The sequence below is a fragment of the Tenacibaculum sp. A30 genome (genome assembly GCF_051200845.1).
GTDB lineage: Bacteria > Bacteroidota > Bacteroidia > Flavobacteriales > Flavobacteriaceae > Polaribacter.
Genome location: NZ_CP195160.1, coordinates 2265430 through 2282748, shown reverse-complemented (window position 1 = coordinate 2282748; position 17319 = coordinate 2265430). Strand labels below are relative to the sequence as shown.

At 32.1% G+C, this 17319-nt stretch carries 19 protein-coding genes; 15 read left to right on the top strand and 4 right to left on the bottom strand.

Going from position 1 to position 17319, the window contains the following annotated elements; translation table 11 throughout:
* Positions 1-56 precede the first annotated feature (56 nt).
* From ACR9ES_RS10985 to ACR9ES_RS10965, 5 genes are all read left to right on the top strand, one after another.
* On the top strand, positions 57-1364 hold the full coding sequence (locus ACR9ES_RS10985; protein WP_435254244.1) for a hypothetical protein: 1308 nt from the start codon (positions 57-59) through the stop codon (positions 1362-1364).
* A 16-nt stretch (positions 1365-1380) separates the two neighbouring features.
* Positions 1381-2733, top strand: coding sequence for an OmpP1/FadL family transporter (locus tag ACR9ES_RS10980; RefSeq protein ID WP_298996480.1), 1353 nt, complete (start codon positions 1381-1383; stop codon positions 2731-2733).
* A gap of 98 nt (positions 2734-2831) precedes the next feature.
* Positions 2832-3725 (top strand): NifU family protein, encoded by an 894-nt coding sequence (locus ACR9ES_RS10975; RefSeq protein ID WP_435254243.1) that lies wholly within the window; start codon positions 2832-2834, stop codon positions 3723-3725.
* Positions 3726-3750: 25 nt separating this feature from the next.
* Positions 3751-4479: a bifunctional demethylmenaquinone methyltransferase/2-methoxy-6-polyprenyl-1,4-benzoquinol methylase UbiE gene (gene ubiE, locus ACR9ES_RS10970; RefSeq protein WP_435254242.1), complete on the top strand. Its 729-nt coding sequence runs from the start codon at positions 3751-3753 to the stop codon at positions 4477-4479.
* 1 nt (position 4480) lies between these two features.
* Positions 4481-5176 carry a porin family protein gene (locus ACR9ES_RS10965; protein ID WP_435254241.1) on the top strand — a complete coding sequence of 232 codons (696 nt, stop codon included), beginning with the start codon at positions 4481-4483 and terminating at the stop codon, positions 5174-5176.
* A gap of 276 nt (positions 5177-5452) precedes the next feature.
* Here the strand turns inward: ACR9ES_RS10965 and ACR9ES_RS10960 are convergent, their stop codons facing one another.
* Genes ACR9ES_RS10960 through ACR9ES_RS10950 form a run of 3 tightly spaced genes read right to left on the bottom strand, consistent with a single transcriptional unit; the run spans position 5453 to position 7066 of the window.
* A complete protein-coding gene (locus ACR9ES_RS10960; RefSeq protein ID WP_435254240.1) occupies positions 5453-6271 on the bottom strand; it encodes a mechanosensitive ion channel family protein in 819 nt (272 codons plus the stop codon).
* 25 nt (positions 6272-6296) lie between these two features.
* Positions 6297-6491, bottom strand: a complete 195-nt coding sequence (locus tag ACR9ES_RS10955) for a hypothetical protein (RefSeq protein WP_274633731.1) — start codon at positions 6489-6491, stop codon at positions 6297-6299.
* A 5-nt stretch (positions 6492-6496) separates the two neighbouring features.
* Positions 6497-7066 (bottom strand): RNA polymerase sigma factor, encoded by a 570-nt coding sequence (locus ACR9ES_RS10950; RefSeq protein ID WP_435254239.1) that lies wholly within the window; start codon positions 7064-7066, stop codon positions 6497-6499.
* Positions 7067-7277: 211 nt separating this feature from the next.
* Here ACR9ES_RS10950 and ACR9ES_RS10945 point away from each other — a divergent pair, with 211 nt between their 5' ends.
* Positions 7278-8141 carry a sigma-70 family RNA polymerase sigma factor gene (locus ACR9ES_RS10945; protein WP_028891227.1) on the top strand — a complete coding sequence of 288 codons (864 nt, stop codon included), beginning with the start codon at positions 7278-7280 and terminating at the stop codon, positions 8139-8141.
* 147 nt (positions 8142-8288) lie between these two features.
* Complete coding sequence (gene rpe / locus ACR9ES_RS10940) at positions 8289-8945, top strand: ribulose-phosphate 3-epimerase (RefSeq protein ID WP_274633729.1); 657 nt, start codon at positions 8289-8291, stop codon at positions 8943-8945.
* Between the two features lie 29 nt (positions 8946-8974).
* Here the strand turns inward: rpe and ACR9ES_RS10935 are convergent, their stop codons facing one another.
* On the bottom strand, positions 8975-9394 hold the full coding sequence (locus tag ACR9ES_RS10935) for a CBS domain-containing protein (protein WP_435254238.1): 420 nt from the start codon (positions 9392-9394) through the stop codon (positions 8975-8977).
* A 143-nt stretch (positions 9395-9537) separates the two neighbouring features.
* On the opposite strand from ACR9ES_RS10935, the gene ACR9ES_RS10930 reads away from it, so the two are divergent.
* The 8 genes from ACR9ES_RS10930 (at position 9538) to ACR9ES_RS10895 (ending at position 17303) form a co-directional block, all read left to right on the top strand.
* Positions 9538-10170, top strand: coding sequence for a Crp/Fnr family transcriptional regulator (locus tag ACR9ES_RS10930; protein WP_274633727.1), 633 nt, complete (start codon positions 9538-9540; stop codon positions 10168-10170).
* Between the two features lie 65 nt (positions 10171-10235).
* Positions 10236-11228 carry a Tll0287-like domain-containing protein gene (locus ACR9ES_RS10925; protein ID WP_435254237.1) on the top strand — a complete coding sequence of 331 codons (993 nt, stop codon included), beginning with the start codon at positions 10236-10238 and terminating at the stop codon, positions 11226-11228.
* Between the two features lie 18 nt (positions 11229-11246).
* On the top strand, positions 11247-11546 hold the full coding sequence (trxA, locus tag ACR9ES_RS10920; RefSeq protein ID WP_274633725.1) for a thioredoxin: 300 nt from the start codon (positions 11247-11249) through the stop codon (positions 11544-11546).
* A gap of 74 nt (positions 11547-11620) precedes the next feature.
* Positions 11621-12949, top strand: a complete 1329-nt coding sequence (locus ACR9ES_RS10915; RefSeq protein WP_435254236.1) for a cytochrome ubiquinol oxidase subunit I — start codon at positions 11621-11623, stop codon at positions 12947-12949.
* A gap of 3 nt (positions 12950-12952) precedes the next feature.
* Entirely contained in the window at positions 12953-14029 is a 1077-nt protein-coding gene (gene cydB / locus ACR9ES_RS10910; RefSeq protein WP_435254235.1) for a cytochrome d ubiquinol oxidase subunit II, read from the top strand.
* 122 nt (positions 14030-14151) lie between these two features.
* Positions 14152-14679, top strand: coding sequence for a ferritin-like domain-containing protein (locus ACR9ES_RS10905; protein WP_274633723.1), 528 nt, complete (start codon positions 14152-14154; stop codon positions 14677-14679).
* 120 nt (positions 14680-14799) lie between these two features.
* Complete coding sequence (locus ACR9ES_RS10900; protein ID WP_435254234.1) at positions 14800-16110, top strand: TolC family protein; 1311 nt, start codon at positions 14800-14802, stop codon at positions 16108-16110.
* Between the two features lie 119 nt (positions 16111-16229).
* Positions 16230-17303 carry an efflux RND transporter periplasmic adaptor subunit gene (locus ACR9ES_RS10895; protein WP_435254233.1) on the top strand — a complete coding sequence of 358 codons (1074 nt, stop codon included), beginning with the start codon at positions 16230-16232 and terminating at the stop codon, positions 17301-17303.
* Positions 17304-17319: the final 16 nt, after the last annotated feature.

Below are 17319 nucleotides of genomic sequence, written 5' to 3'. Positions count from 1 at the left end.
ATTAATTTTTGCTGCTCAATAAAAAAATAATTTGTATTAACTAAAAACCTAAGGTCATGAAGTTCCAATACGCCAATACCAAACTTCCTCTTTTTATTCTATCGCTTTTTACGGTAGCAACATTCGTTTCTTGTGGATCTGCACAAACGACTACTGGTTACGATGATGGAATTTATGCAGACGACATTGAACAACCAGAACGTAGAGTAATTATTGTTGACGAAAGAGAATATGATGATTACGAAGAAAATTACTTTACTAAAGAAGTAGAACGTTTAGGTACTTTAAACGGAACAGATATTTTTACAGATATAGAAAACTACAAATCTGAAAATGCTGATTATTATGAAGAGGAAGATATTTACGAAGAAGAACCTCAAACAAGAATTACTTATAATAACGAACCTTGGGGGTATACAAGTAACAGCAGCGATGTAGTAATTAATATTAATACTTACCCTAGATGGGGAAGTTACTACAATTCTTGGTATTACGACACCTATTATGACTATTACAGACCTTGGTGGAGACCTCGTTACTACAACTATTGGGGGTATAACCATCATTGGCACCCTTACCATTGGAACTCTGGATTCTATGTTGGTTTAGGAGGTGGTTATTATGGTTCTTACTGGAACTCTCCTTACTACGGATACAATTATTACAGACCTTATTATTACAACAGATACTACAACAACACCTACTACAGACCTTATAGAGGCGCTAACTACTATAGAAACAACCGAGTAGCTTCAAGCTCTAGAAGAGGATATACGACTAATCGTAGAGGAACTACTGTTTCAAGACGTTCTTCTGATGTATATAGAAGAAGCAACGACAGAACTTATCGTAGTTCTAGAAATACTCGTTCTACAAGAGACACTAGAGGTTATAACACAAGAAGCAACAGATCTAACAACAGAACTATAAATCGTTCTACCAGAACAAGAAGTTACAATTCTAGCGGAACTCGTTCTAACGGAAGTTACAGAAGCGTACCACGTACTACTAGAAGTAGAAGCTCTAGAGGACATGCTGTAAGAAGCAACAATGATAATCCTTACAACAACAGAAGTGTAACAAGGTCTACAAGAAACTCTAGAAGTTACAACGCAAACAATAGTAATAGAGCTGCAAAAAAATCTACTTCAACAAGAAATTCTCGTAGCTATAATAGATCTAATAACCGAAGTAAAAAAGAATACGCTTCTCGCAACAACAACACTAGAAACAACAGAAGCTATTCAAGATCTTCTAACAGCTCTTCTCGTAGTTATTCTGCACCATCTAGAAGTTCTCGAAGTAATTCTTCTGGAAATAATTCAAGCTCAAGAAGCAATAGTTCAAGAAGCCCTAGGAGATAATTAAAAAAATAAACAGATGAAAAGAATTTTAGCTTTAGCAATTGGTATTGCCAGTACGTTTACTGCCTATTCACAATATTTAAACTATAATGATTTAGGAGTTTTATTTTCTAAAGACGACAACTACGGAACCGCTCGTTTCGAAGCCATGAGTGGTGCTTTCGGTGCCTTAGGAGGCGATATTTCTTCCTTCGGAATTAACCCTGCAGGTAGTGCAGTTGCTATTAAAAGTACCTTTGGTGTTACTTTAGGTAATAGAAACACAGAATACACCTCTAATTACTATGGAAATTCTACGAATACAGAAGATGATTTTTTCAACTTAACGCAAGCAGGAGGTATTTTATCTTTTGATTCTGCACTTAACTCTGATTGGAATCGTTTTGCGTTGACTTTTAATTACCGAATCAAAAAAGATTTTAGCGGATTTCATGCTGCAGAAGGTAATAGTCAATATTTAATTTATAACGAACATGTTGCCGATCCAAAAGCAATAAAAACTCAGTTTGATAGAAGTCTCGACCAATACAACTCAAGTTATATTGACGGAAAATCGAGTGTATTTAGTTTAGGGTTTTCATCTGTACACCAAAACAAACTACATGTTGGTGCATCTTTAAACTTTCATGATATAGAATTTTACAGAGAACATTTGTTTAATGAAATAAATGATGATATAGATGGCAATATTTTAGATGTAGAAAATTATACCGAAAGTTATATACAAGGAACAGGTTTTTCAATCGGTTTAGGATTCATTTACAAACTCGACCAGAATATTAGACTTGGTTTAGCTTATGAAACACCTACATGGTATCAAGAAGTTTTAGAAGATTATTACGATGAACTTTACATGGATAGAGTTGAAAACCTAAACATTTCTGAAGATCTTGATATTATTGGCCCTGAGGCTTATTTATATAAGTTCAAAACCCCTAGCAGATTCACCGCAAGTGGAGCTTATGTAATAGGTAAAAAAGGTTTAATTAGTGTAGACTATACCTATAAAGATTTTAAAAACATAAAGTTTAGCGACGGAGACTTTTCGAGCACTAACGCTAGTTTTACTCACGATTACAGAAATACTCATGCTTTAAATATCGGTACCGAATGGCGCTTTGATAACATGAGCGTACGAGGTGGATACCATTACGAAAAAGATCCTAATTTACTTTTAGGCGGTAATACTGACGATGATAACATACAAGGTTTCTCTGCTGGATTAGGATACAACTTTGGCAATATGAAAATTGACTTAAGTTATACCAAATCTAACAACAAAGAATATTACACAATTTATCAAAACAGCGATTTAGCAATTAAAAACAATACCTCAAGAATTTCTGGAACCGTAACATTCAGTTTATAATTCTTGAAAAGACCATATAAAAGTCCTGCTTTATGCAGGATTTTTTATATATCCATATCTCAGTTTTTTACCTTAATTTTGCTCCTTATTTAAAACTTATGAGTTCTATCAAAATAAACATACAAGAAACCAATAACGAAACCATCTTAAAGTTTGTTAGCAACAAAATTTTAGTCAATGGTGGTAGTTATGAATACAACAATATTGACGAAGCTAAAAACTCACCTTTAGCTCAACAACTTTTTTATCTTCCATTTGTAAAAAAAGTATTAGTGACTGCTAATTTTATAGCAATTCAACGATACGATATCGTACAATGGGAGGATGTTGAAGAAGAAGTTAGAGAACAAATTGAAGCTTATATTCAAAGTGGAAATTCGGTAGTTAAAGAAGAAACTACTAAAAAAGACGCTATTGAAGTGTATGCGGAAGTTACTCCGAATCCAGCTGTAATGAAATTCGGAACTAACAAAGCGTTAACACAAACTGACGTTGAGTTTACAAATATTGAAGAAGCTAGTAAGTCTTCTCCTCTAGCCCAAGCCTTATTCAATTTTCCTTTTGTAAAAGAAATTTTCATTTCTGAAAACTATATTTCTATTACAAAATACGATATGATTGAATGGAATGAAGTTTACCAAGAGGTTCGTACATTTATTCGCAACTTTATCCAAGAAGGTAAAGAAATCATTACTGAATTACCAAAGCAACAAACAAAACAAAACGTTGAAATTCCTAAAGAGAATTTAACTGATGTTGAAAATAAAATTGTTGATATTCTAGATGAATATATCAAGCCTGCTGTTGCTTCTGATGGAGGAAACATTGCTTTTCAGTCATACGACGCAGAAAGCAAACGAGTAAGCGTTATTTTACAAGGAGCATGTAGCGGATGTCCGTCTTCAACAGTAACCTTGAAAAATGGTATTGAAACCATGCTAAAAGAAATGTTACCAAATCAAATTAACGAAGTAGTCGCTATTAACGGATAATTCACCGTAAACCATACAAAAACACATGTCTGAAAACATCAAACCATATAAAGATTCTGAATTAGGAAAGAAAGAGCAAGTTGCTAAAATGTTTGACAATATTTCTGAAGATTATGACGGATTAAACCGTGTTATTTCTTTTGGAATAGATGTTAGCTGGCGTAAGAAAGTAGTAAAGCTGGTAGGAGAAAATAATCCGAAACAAATTTTAGATATCGCTACTGGTACTGGTGATTTAGCCTTAATGATGTCTGAATTAAATCCTGAAAGAATTGTTGGTTTAGACATTTCTGAAGGAATGCTACAAGTAGGTAGACAAAAAGTTGCCAAAGCCAACTTATCAAACAAAATAGAAATGGTTGTTGGCGATAGTGAAAACATCCCTTTCCCTGACAATACTTTTGATGCTATTACAGTTTCTTTTGGTGTTAGAAATTTTGAAAATTTAGATAAAGGTATAACCGAAATACTTCGTGTACTAAAACCTGGGGGTAAATTTGTGGTGTTAGAAACCTCAAATCCAACCAAATTTCCTTTTAAACAAGGGTATAAATTGTATACTAATTTTATTTTACCTGTTATCGGTAAACTATTTTCAAAAGACAAAGTTGCCTACGCTTATTTATCTGAAACAGCAAATTCTTTTCCTTTTGGAGAGGCTTTCAACAATATTTTGCAAAAAAATGGGTTTAAGAATGCAAAGAATATACCTGTAACCTTTGGTGTTGCATCAATTTATACCGCTTTAAAATAGTATGTTAAAAAGGCTTTTACTTTTCGGATTTTTCGCAGTTTCTATTGCTGCTCAAGCTCAAAGAGAAAAAATATTAAAACTTCCTAGTTTTGATAAACCTCTTTTTCACTACGGTTTTTATTTAGGAGCCAATAATAATGGTTATAAAATTGGCTACAAACCAAGTAGCATTGACAATCCCGAAATTGAAGTAGAGTCGTCTGTTGGGTTTAATGTTGGTTTAATTGCCGATTTAAGACTTCACAACAACATAAACCTACGTTTTGAGCCTGGTTTAATGTCAAATACCAAAACATTACGTTTCAATCATATATCTGGTCCAGAAAACATAACTACGCGTGAAGTTGGTGCTACATACTTACATATGCCTTTATTATTAAAATTTAGCACAAACAGACTTAATAACATGAGACCTTATGTGATAGGTGGAGTTTCGTACGATCATAATTTTTCGAGTAACGAACGAAATAGCGATGATAATTTTGCTGGAGAATTTAGAACAACAACCAACAACTTTATGTACGAAGTTGGTATTGGAGTAGATTTTTACTTAAGTTACTTTAAATTTTCTCCTTCAATAAGAGGTGTTTTTGCTATAAATAACGAAGTTAAATACGATAACAAAGCTTCTCAGTGGACAGATCCTATTAATTACTTAGGAACCAGAGGTGTATTTTTACACTTAGCTTTTGAATAAGACTATATTTTTATTTTCTATAATAGAAAAGGCTATCAGAATTCTGATAGCCTTTTTCTTTGCATTAGATAGAAATCCCCCGAAATCTATTTACTATATAGTTAGACACGTTTTACATTTATAAGTCACATTCATAAAATAAAAAAAGGTCACTTTCGCGACCTTCTTTCATAAAGATTTCTCTTTATTATTAGATAGAAGTCCCCCGAAATCTATCGTACTGTAAAAAACATTGTTTTTAGTAAAGTCAAAGATATAAAAAATGTTAAATTTTTACTAATTTTTTATAACTATTTTGTTATCTACCACATCTTTAATTGGTAAAATAACCTTCCCATCTACAGTAGCAATGGTTACACAAATATTATCTATAGCAACAACAACTCCTTCAACATCATTAATAATAACCTTAGATCCTATCTCTATATTCTTTCTAGAATAATACCCGAAAAGTAATCTAGCAACGGCTTCTCTTGCACCAAAACCAAAGGCTAAAGTAAAAGCTAAAAGCACTGATCCAATTAATAATGTTACGTTACTTTTTATTACTGAAGTATCCACTCCTGCTTGATCTAATGCTGTAATCGATAAAAAAACAACGATTAAATAAAAAGCTATATTCCCTACCAAGTTTCCTCCTGAAACTTCAAGAGACTTAAACATGGATTGGATTGCTTTTTTTACTACAGTTCCTAAATAGGCTCCTGCAACAAAAATTCCTAACGCAGTTAATAATTTAGGCAGGTAAGCGAAGAAGCTTTTTATCCCGTCTGAAACGATGTTTAATCCAAACATTTCAGCTCCCACCATTACAAAAACAAAAATTAAAAACCACTTTAAAACAGCTAAAATCACATTGGTTAATACAATATTTATTGTACTATCACCAAAAATTTCTGTTTTTCGTAGTTTTTTAGACCATTCATCAATTTTAGTCTTCGCTAGTGCTTTTCTTACTACGTATAAAAACACTTTTATTACTAACCATGAAAGAATAACAAAGAGAACAAACATGGCTATCATAGGCAGCGTGTTTATAATCTCTTGAAAAATATCTTTAAAAGGCTGTAAAATATCTATTTCTAAAAAATTCATAACTAGTATTCTATATTTGGTTCAATTAATTAGTCTCGTCTTTTTTTTCTTTCGCTTTTCCTCCTCCTACTAAATCGATGATGGTGCTAGGGTATTTAACAACAAATAAGTCAGCCATGTCTATGGATAGTTTTATCATTGCCACGTCATTAAGCACTTTGCTTTTAAGTACTTCGGGCAACTCTTCGTTATGTAATATTTTTTTGAACGGATTATCCATAATTATTACAATTCATTATACGCTTTTACTACTTTATCCTTTGCTCTTTTTAAGCGCATTTTTACTGCACTCTCTCCTAATTCTAATCCTTCAGAAATATCTTTTATGCTCATTTCATCTTGATATTTCATTAATAAAATCATTTTTTCTGAAGGAGAAATCATTTCGAGTGCTTTAGCTAATTTGTCTGACTTTAACTCGAATAGTGTCGCATCATCAATATCTTCAATATTGCTTTCTTCTTTTATTTCATCTGTTACTACAGTTACTTTTTCTCGTTTCTTTTCTTTATCTCTTTGTACGTAGTTTACACAAAAATTGTACGTAAAAGAATATAACCAAGTAGAAAACTTCGATTTTCCTTTAAAAGTTCTCAATTTTACAAATAAACGAATAAACACATCATGAGTTAAGTCTTGCGCTTCCTCTTTACTTGATGAAAATCCATAACATTTGTTATATACCACACCAGCATAACGGTCGTATAAAGCAGCAAATAAATGAGTATCATTTTTCTCTACTATTTTACGCACCAATTCTTCGTCGCTTAATTTTGTTACATCAATACTTTCCAAGGGGCAGTATAGTTAGTTTTCCTTTAGTTATAGTAGTAAGACACAGTATTTAAAAGAAGGTCACTTACTTTTTCTTTTTTTAACCTACAAAGTTAACCAATATTGAACAACCAAATAAATTATCTCAAAAAAAACATCTTTTTTGTAACAAAAGACTCAATGCTTACGTATAAGATAATGTAGACTGAAATTAAAATACATTTGAAGTAGAATGAGACAACTTAAAATTACAAAACAGGTTACCAACAGAGAAACCGCGTCTTTAGACAAATATTTGCAAGAAATAGGAAAAGTAGACTTAATTACTGCCGATGAAGAAGTAGAATTAGCGCAAAGAATTAAAGCTGGTGACCAAAGAGCTCTTGAAAAACTAACCAAGGCTAACTTACGTTTTGTGGTATCGGTTGCAAAACAATACCAAAATCAAGGATTAACTCTTCCTGATTTAATTAACGAAGGAAATTTAGGATTAATTAAAGCTGCTAAACGTTTTGACGAAACTCGTGGTTTTAAATTTATTTCATATGCTGTATGGTGGATTCGTCAATCTATCTTACAAGCCTTAGCAGAACAATCTCGTATTGTACGTTTACCGTTAAACAAAATTGGTTCGATCAATAAAATTAACAAAATGTATGCTTTCTTAGAGCAAGAAAATGAGCGCCCACCAAGTGCTGAAGAAATTGCTAAGAAATTAGACATGACTGTTAACGACGTTAAAGAATCGATGAAAAACTCGGGTCGTCACGTATCAATGGATGCTCCTTTAATCGAAGGTGAAGATTCTAACTTATACGATGTATTGAACTCTGGTGAATCACCAAACCCAGATAAAACTTTATTACACGAATCGTTACGTATTGAGATTAATCGTGCTTTAGAAACTTTAACTCCACGTGAAGCTGATGTTGTTAAGCTATACTTTGGTTTAGGTGAACACCAACCAATGACCTTAGAAGAAATTGGAGAAACTTTCGATTTAACTCGTGAACGTGTTCGTCAAATTAAAGAAAAAGCTATTAGAAGATTAAAGCATACATCTCGTAGTAAGATTTTAATGACATATTTAGGATAAACCTATATACAATAACAAATAGTTATCATAACTATTCGTTTTTTGATTAATGAATGAAAGCTCTCTATACGAGAGCTTTCTTTTTGGTTTTAATGCACTTGGTTTTAACTATATTTGCATCAAATAACAACACAACAACTTATAGTAATGAAAAAACTTGTAGCCCCATCAATTTTAGCGGCTGATTTTGGAAACCTACAACGTGATGTTGAAATGGTTAACAATAGTGATGCTGATTGGTTTCACATTGATATTATGGACGGTGTTTTTGTACCAAATATCTCTTTTGGAATGCCTGTTTTAAAATCAATTACAAAACATGCTAACAAAACTATTGATGTACACTTAATGATTGTAGATCCTGATCGTTATATTCAAACTTTTGCCGATTTAGGAGCTGACATCTTAACCGTACACTACGAAGCTTGTACTCACTTACATAGAACAATTCAAGCTATTAAAGCAGCTGGAATGAAAGCAGGAGTTGCTTTAAATCCGCATACACCAATCGCTGTTTTAGAAGACATCATCAAAGACTTAGATGTGGTTTGTATTATGAGTGTAAATCCTGGGTTTGGTGGACAGTCATTTATTGAAAATACGTACAAAAAAATTCAACAATTAAAAAACTTGATTGAATTTAGCGAGGCATCTACCTTAATTGAAATTGATGGAGGTGTAACTGACCAAAATGCAAATAAGCTAATCGAAGTGGGTGCTGATGTACTAGTAGCAGGTAGTTTTGTTTTTAGTAGTGATAACCCTACAGATACAATTGAAAACTTAAAAAATATTATAAATTAAAAAAGGAGGCTAAAAAGCCTCCTTTTCTTTTAAAATTGTTCTAGTAAAAAGTTAATTAAATCAGTCGTTGTTACGATACCCACCAATTCATTATTATCTACAACAGGCAATGCATGAAATTCTTTTTTCGCTAAAATCTCCGCAACCTCTTTAACAGTTGTATCTGAATTTACGGTTACTAAGTTTTTTGCCATTACTTGGTTTATTGTAAACATATTGTATACCACAGTGTCTACATCTGTTTCATTATCATCAACAGCATCTGCAAAACTAATTCGTAACAAATCTGTATAACTTAACATTCCTTTAATTTCGCTTCCACTTACTACTGGAATATGTCTTATCTTCTCTTTTTTAAATATTTTTTCCGCAGTCATTAAATCATCCGTACTACTTAACGTAATTACTTCTTTGGTCATTATAGCTGAAACTGGAGTTCTTTTTTTCATTTTACTATAGTTTTATGTTATTAACTATTTCAAATTTCAGTATTAAATTCAACTAAAAAACTGATTAAAATCATAGATTAACTACTATTTTATGTATATCTAAAGTGTAAATAATTACCTATTTTTACAAAAAATATTTTATCTTGATTGAAGACTTACAGAAATACTACGGGTATTTATTTGAAGATGCATTATTAAAAGAGATAGCTGATGTTGCCATAGCAAAAGATGTAAAAGCAAATGATGTAATTATTGATATAGGAAGCTACATTACCTCTATACCTCTACTTTTAAGTGGTGCAATTAAAATCTTACGTGAAGATAAAGAAGGTGACGACCTCGTTTTATACTATATTGAAAAAGGTGATACTTGCGCCATGACGCTTTCATGTTGTATGGGTGAAACTAAAAGTAAAATAAAAGCGGTTGCAGAAACTGATGTAAAACTTTTAATGATACCTAAGCAAAAAATGAGTGAATGGCTTAGTAAATATAAAAGTTGGCAAGAGTTTATTTTACATAGTTATCATAGTAGACTACAAGAATTTATTGATGCTATTGATACTATTGCTTTTCTAAACATGGATCAACGTTTGTTAAAGTATTTAAAAGATAAAGCTCTAGTAAACCAAAACGAAACAATTAGCGTAACACACCAACAAATAGCTAACGACTTACACACCTCTCGAGTTGTTGTATCTAGACTTTTAAAAGCGTTAGAAAAAAAAGATAAAATAGAGCTGAATAGAAATCAGATTAAAGTGTTAGAACTTTAACCTTGTAACTTAAGTTACATTTTTTATAAGAGAATCGTTCTACCTTTATACTAAATATTAGAACGATGAAAAAATTAATAGCCTTACTTACAATTTTATCTATTGTTAGCTGTAATCAAACTAAAAAAAGTGATTACTCTAAAAAAAACACTAAAGACATTACAACTGTAGAAGCTAGTATTCCTCCAGGGAAAAAATTGCTTGAAACAAGCTGCTTTGTATGTCATAATGCTTCTACACCTCATGACGAAAGAGTAGCTCCTCCAATGATTGCTATCAAAGCTCATTATGCTAATGCAAATACTACGGAAGAAGAATTTACTAAAAGTTTTGTAAGTTTCGTACTAAATCCTACAGAAGAAAGCGCTAAAATGAGAGGTGCTGTTAAACGATTTGGACTAATGCCGTATCAAAAATTTGAAGAAGAAGACCTTAAAAAAATAGCTGATTATTTGTACAACTATCAAATTGAAGAACCTAGTTGGTTTAAAGAGCATTGGGAGTCTAAACAAGGTAAAAGCTATATCAATTCAGGTAGAAAAGTAAGCAGTACTGAACCTGACAAAACTCCAGAAGAAATTGGACTAGAATACGCCATGGAAACCAAAAAAGTATTAGGTAAAAACTTAATGGGAGCTATTCAAAAACAAGGAACTTTACACGCTTTACAATTTTGCAACGAACAAGCTTACAAATTAACCGATAGTATGGCTACGAAGTTCAATGCTACAATCAAAAGAGTTTCTGATAAACCTAGAAACCCTAACAATGCTGCTAACAAAGAAGAATTAGAGATTATTGAAGGCTATAAAAAAGTGGTAAGCAACAACGAAACCATCAAACCCGTTACGAAACAGGTAGGAAGCACAACCCAATTCTATTATCCAATTATAACGAACAACATGTGCTTACAATGCCATGGAACTCCTAAAACACAAATAAAAACCGAGACTTTGCAAGAATTAGCTCTTTTATATCCTTCGGATAAAGCGCAGGGTTACGATGTAAATCAAGTACGTGGTATTTGGAGTATTTCATTTAACAACGACAGTAAATAATTCATTTAAAATTAAAACATGGGAAATTTTTCAGACATAATAAAAGGTAAGAAACCTGTATTGGTTGATTTCTTTGCAGAATGGTGCGGTCCATGTAAAATGATGGCACCAATTTTAAAGGAGGTTAAACAAGATTTAGGTGAAAATGTTACTATTTTAAAAATAGATATTGATAAAAATCCGCAAATAGCAAACACCTATCAAATTAGAGGAGTACCTACTTTTATGCTTTTTAAAGAAGGCAAACTATTATGGAGACAATCAGGAATGTTATATAAGAACGATTTGATTAGTATTATTAATAGTCATGTGAAATAATATCATTATTTTTATTACACCTTATTGCTACTAAAAAACGTTCTTATTTAATAACCTCATAAACAATCTTCGGTATGGAAGACATGCTCTTTTATGACAGAATGCAGTTTGCTTTCACTATTACTTTTCACTACTTATTTCCACAATTAACAATGGGACTATCACTAATGATAGTCTTCTTTAAATGGAAATTTTTAAGAACTAAACTTGAAAAATACAACGACGCTGCTAAGTTTTGGATGAAAATCTTTGCTTTAAACTTTGCCATGGGAGTTGTTACTGGGATTCCTATGGAATTTCAATTTGGAACTAACTGGGCTAAGTTCTCTGAGCTTACTGGTGGTATTATAGGTCAAACATTAGCTATGGAAGGGATGTTTTCTTTCTTTTTAGAATCTTCCTTTTTAGGGCTGTTTTTATTTGGAGAGAAAAAACTAGGACATAAGCTTCATTTTTTAACTGGATTCCTTGTCTTTTTAGGTTCTTGGGCGAGTGGTTTTCTAATTATAGCTACACATTCTTGGATGCAAAATCCTGTAGGATATGAAATACTAGCCAACGGTAAATTTGTACTAAATAACTTTTCAGCCTTATTCTCAAACCCGTGGTTATGGCCTTCTTATTTACATAATCAAGCAGCTTCTTTGGTTACTAGTTCTTTTGTAGTAGCTGGTATTGGAGCTCTATATCTTTTAAACAAGAAGCACTTAGAATTTGGTAAATTATTTTTAAAAACTGGAGTTATTTTTGGTGTTATTGCTTCTATTTTGGTTGCTTTTCCTACTGGCGATTTAGCTGCTAAAAATGTTGTCAAATATCAACCTATAACCTTTGCTGCTATGGAAGGAATATTTGAAACAGAAAAAGGAGGCTCTGAAATAGTGCTGATTGGACAACCAAATATGCTGGAGAAAAAATTAGACAATAAAATTGCTGTTCCTAACATCTTAAGCTTTTTAACCTATCAAGAATGGAATGCTGAGATTAAAGGACTCAATGAATTTGATGAAAAAAACTACCCAACAAATATACCGGGTTTGTATTATGCATATCATATAATGGTGGGATTAGGAACTATTTTTATTGCTTTGATGCTAGCTAGCATTGTTCAATTATTTAGAAAAAAGTTATATGATACAAAGTGGATTTTATGGTCATTACTCTTCATGATTCCATTTCCTTATATTGCTAACACCACTGGTTGGTATACTGCTGAACTAGGTCGTCAACCTTGGTTAGTTTATAACTTATTACGAACATCTGCTGGAGCATCTCCTACAGTATCATCAGGAAACACTTTATTTACTCTTTTAGGGTTTATAGGTTTATACTTACTATTAGGAATGTTATTTTTAATTTTAGTTGGAAAAATAATTAACAAAGGACCTCAAACAACACGTTAAGTTATGGAACTATTTTGGTATGTAGTATTAGTTACAATGTTAGCCATTTATGTTATTTTAGATGGTTATGATTTTGGCGCAGGAATTATTCATTTATTCTTTGCTAAAAAAGAAGAAGACAAAAAAAAGGTTGTAAAAGCAATAGGTCCTTTTTGGGATGCAAACGAAGTATGGTTAATCGCTGCAGGTGGTGTCTTATTTTTTGCTTTTCCTACTTTATATGCTTCTTCATTTAGTGGTTTTTATCTTCCTTTAATGATGGTTTTATGGTTACTAATTTTTAGAGCTATTGGTTTAGAGCTTCGCGGACAAATACATAATAAAATATGGGAAAGTATTTGGGATAAAGCTTTTGGAATTGCCAGTTTACTTCTTGCCTTATTTTTTGGAGTTGCATTAGGAAATGTCGTACGTGGTGTTAATCTAGGAAATGTGGTAAATGGTATTTCAACTCATGAGGCACATTATTTCTTCCTTCCTTTATGGAATTCGGAATTCTCTCCTCATTCTGAAACACTTGGAGTTATAGATTGGTTTACTTTACTTCTGGGAATTATTGCAGTGGTATCACTAACTATCCATGGTGCTAATTGGGTTATTTTCAAAACTAATGCTAGTATTAACAACCAACTAAAAAAGGTTGTTTTTACTCTTTCTTTTGTTTTATTAGGTTTAGTAATTATTTCATTAATCGCTTGGCATGTTATAGAGCCTAAACCATTTCATAATTTCATAGAGCATCCTTTTTTATGGATTTTCCCTCTGCTAACTTTTGTAGGGTTATTTGGTTTATTCAACGTAAAAAAGCACAAAAAACACATCACTGGTTTTTTATATTCTTCTTTGTTTTTATTAGGAGGTTTGGCAACTACAGTCGCTTCAATTTTCCCTAAAGTTTTACCTTCAACCAATAACATAAATCCCGATTTAACAATTTATAATGTAGCTGCTAACGAGTATGGTTTGTCCGTAGGTTTAAATTGGTTTTTTATAGCTGCAATCCTAGTAGTTGTTTATTTTGTTATTCAGTATAAAGTTTTTAAAGGAAAAATGGATGATGTAGACTATGGCGAGCATTAGTCTAGTTCTTATACTTAACTAAATAAAAGACATTCTATTAAAACCTTACTCCTATGTAACTAAAGTTGCAGACTACAGCCTACACAATATTTAAATTAGTATATAATTTAAAAGCTGTTATTATGAAAACATTAAACACAATAGGCTTGCTATTCTTATTACTTTTTTCAAGTGTTAGTAGCTCTTGCCAGAATACAAACAATACCGATCTTACTCTTTCTCAACAAGAAAAAAACGAAATGCTTTTGATGTTAGAGGAAGAAAAATTAGCTTTTGATGTTTATAACTTCCTTGATGAAAAATGGAACCTACGTGTTTTTGGAAACATCAGTCAAAGCGAAGAACGACATATGAACGCCATGAAAGGTTTATTACAATACAATAATATTGTCTTTACCTTAAATAAAGAAAGAGGTGTTTTTAAAAATTCTGAACTTCAAAAGTTATATGATGAATTAATAAGTAAAGGACAAAAATCTAAACTAGATGCACTTGAAGTAGGTAAGCTAATTGAAGAAAAAGATATTGAGGATCTACAGTTAGCTATTAAGAACACCAATAATGAATACAGTATAAATGTATATACCAATTTATTAAACGCTTCATACAATCACTTAAACGCATTTAACAGAAACATTTCCAAGTATTAGTTGATTTTTAATTGTTAGTAAATAACGTCTAGACTTTTGTTTAGGCGTTTTTTCATTGTAACATTAGTTACTGACTACTGTGTTTTATGCCACTAAATTTGCTGTAACAAAATAGTTAAGATGAAAAAATCATATGTTAGTTTATTTATAGTCGCTTTTTTTATGGCTACTACTATAAAAGCTCAAACTAAAATTTCCATTTCAAAAGGTGAAGTTTTAAAAAGAGTTCAGGAAAATAACACCTCTTTAAAAATATCTGAACAAAACTATCAGCAAGCACGTGCCGATTATAAGCAAACCAATGCTGTATTCTTACCAAATATTACTGCCTCTCATACAGGAATTGTAACAACCAATCCATTAATGGCATTTGGTAGTAAATTGAATCAGGAAATTTTAACGCAAGCAGATTTCAATCCTGATTTATTAAACAATCCAAAGCGAACACAAAACTTCGCTACTAAAATTGAAGTACAACAACCTTTAGTGAATTTAGATGGTATTTACCAACGTAAAGCCGCTAAAACCAAAATGGAAGCAACCAACTTGCAAACGCAACGTACTCAAGAGTATTTATTGTTAGAAGTAGAAAAAGCATACATGCAATTGCAATTAGCCCACAAGGGAGTTTCAGTATTAGAAAAAGCCTTAAAAGCCGCGGAAGCCAACCAACAAATGGCAGAAAACAGCTTTAAGCAAGGGTATTTACAACGTGCAGATGTATTAGCTGTTGAAGTTAGAGTTACCGAAGTAAAAAATCAATTACAATCAGCAAAAAGTAATGTACTAAATACCTCTAACTACTTGTCTTTTTTAATGAACGAAAAACAAAACAACATTTATGAACCTTCAGATAGTTTGCAAGTACACTTAACGAATCAACTAGCTGACGTTACTATTTCTGAAAATCGTTCAGACATTAAAGCAATGGAGTTAGCTTCTGAAGCCTATCAAAAAATGCACAAAGCAGATAAAATGGATTTTCTTCCACGCTTAAATGCTTTTGGTAGTTACGAACTGTACGATGATAAAATTTTCAATGCAGATGCTAGTGGATATGTAGTTGGAGCACAATTAACTTGGGATATTTTCAAAGGTTCTAAACGCTACGGAAAAGCGCAAAAAAGTAAAGCTCAGTATGAAAAATCAAGATTAGAATACGAGCAGTACAAATCTAAAAGTCAATTAGAATTAAATAATACCAAACGATTGTTAAACGATGCTGAGGAACAGTTAAAACTAACCGAATTAGCCTTAAAACAATCAGAAGAAGCCTTACGAATCAGAAAAAACAGGTTTAAAGAAGGGTTAGAAAAAACATCCGATTTATTAACCGCTGAAACACAATACGCTCAAAAGCAACTAGAATATTACCAAACCGTATATCAATACAACTATACCAAAGCTTATTTAGATTTTTTAACTCACTAAGTGAGATTTAAAATGCTCCGACACTTGTGTCGATTTTTAAAAATCAATTTCCTTTGGATACCTCATAGATTTATTTTGAGATAGTAAACTAAAAAATAATCAATAGTAAAAACGAACAAATGAAAACTATATATACAATCGCTCTTGCCGCATCACTTTTAGTAGTAAGCTGTGGTAAAAAAGAAACAACAAACAATAACAACAAACCAACAGTAGCTGTAAAAGTTGCTAAAGTAACCGCTAATGATAACAATCCGTTTATAACAGCAAGCGGAAAAGTGGAAGCTACCAACAGTGCTGAATTAAGTACTCGTATGATGGGCTATGTAACCAACATACACGTAAAAGTTGGTGATAAAGTAAACAAAGGTCAATTATTACTGTCTATCAACAATAGTGATTTACAAGCCAAAAAAGCACAAGTAGAAGCTAACATTATTAAAGCGAAAACAGGATTTTCAAGTGCTGAAAAAGATTACAATCGTTTTAAAAACTTATTTGAACAGAACAGTGCTTCTCAAAAGGAGTTTGACGATATCACTGTTCATTACAATGTTGCCAAAGCTAATTTAGAAGCAGCAAAACAGATGAGAAATGAAATCAATTCTCAGTTTGCTTACACGAATATCAGAGCCCCATTTTCAGGAGTAGTAACGAACAAATTTATTGATAAAGGTGCAATGGCGAATCCTGGAATGCCTTTACTATCTGTAGAAGGAAAAGGCGGATTTGAAGTAACTGCGTTGGTACCTGAAAGTGATATTTCTCAAATTAAAAAGGATACGAAGGTTGATGTAGCTATCAAATCAATTAACAAAACGGTTACAGGAAAAGTATCGGAAGTAAGTACCTCAGCAAAGAATACAGGGGGGCAATACTTAGTTAAAATTGACTTAGATAAAACGGATTTCAACTTGTTATCAGGAATGTTTGCTACGGTTCAGTTTCCTGTTGAAAAAACACAAAAAAGTACTGACATGGTTTTAATTCCGTCAGAAGCTTTAGTAAACAAAGGACAACTATCAGGAATTTATACGGTAAGTCAAAGTAATACCGCTGTTCTACGTTGGTTACGCTTAGGAAGAACTTTTGGAGATCAAGTAGAAGTATTATCAGGCTTATCAGCCGATGAAAGCTACATTGTTTCTTCTGAAGGCAAGCTATACAACGGAGCGAAAATTACAATTCAATAAAATCAATTTGAAAATT